At 72.1% G+C, this 642-nt stretch carries 1 protein-coding gene; it reads left to right on the top strand.

Annotated features, from left to right (window positions below):
- On the top strand, positions 1 to 403 hold a 403-nt coding region (locus tag AC5RUJ_RS17910), incomplete at its 5' end, for a DUF4352 domain-containing protein (protein WP_494156473.1).
- Positions 404 to 642: the final 239 nt, after the last annotated feature.

Genomic DNA, 642 nt, shown 5'->3' with positions numbered 1-642 from the left:
GGAAGGCCGGGGGACCGCCGCGGGTGGAACCGGGCATGCCGGCCACGGCCCCATCATGGCGGCGGCGCCACAACCGGCGAACATGACGTGGGGCGACCACCTGCTGGTGGAGTTGGAGGTGCAGAACGCTTCAGAGGACGCGGTGCTGTTCGCCCCCGGGCAGCTGCGGCTGAGGGTCGGCGACGGTGGTCCGACGGTGACCAACCGGGACTCCGGGGAGGCCGTGGCGCTGGCAGCTTGGAGTACCGAGCGATTCTGGATCAGCTTCCTGGTGCCGGCAGACGCGCAGCGCTTGTCGGCGGAGTTCACGGATCCGTGGCTGCACGCGGCGCCGCTGCGGCTCGAACTGCCGCGGGTGGCGCTCAGGCCCGGCTGGCTGGACGAAGGCGGACATCATGGCTGAGCACGTTCCGGAGCCAGACCGCGGCCGCACGATGAGCGCAGCCTCGGGTAGTTCTGCGTTGGGCAGCGCTGCCTCGGATAGGACCGGCACTGAAGGCGCGGAGCCCCGGATGCCAAAGGACTCCCTGGAAACAGCCGGCGTCGGGCGCTGGAACTTCCTGAGATACGGGGCCGCCGCCGGGCTCGGCGCGCTGGCCCTGGGCGGACTGGGCGGCGCGGCATCGGCCCAGGCGACCGTGG

The organism is Arthrobacter sp. Y3223164, from assembly GCF_059091005.1.
The sequence above is the reverse complement of the archived record's forward strand: the minus strand, read 5'-3'. Positions and strand labels throughout refer to the sequence as shown.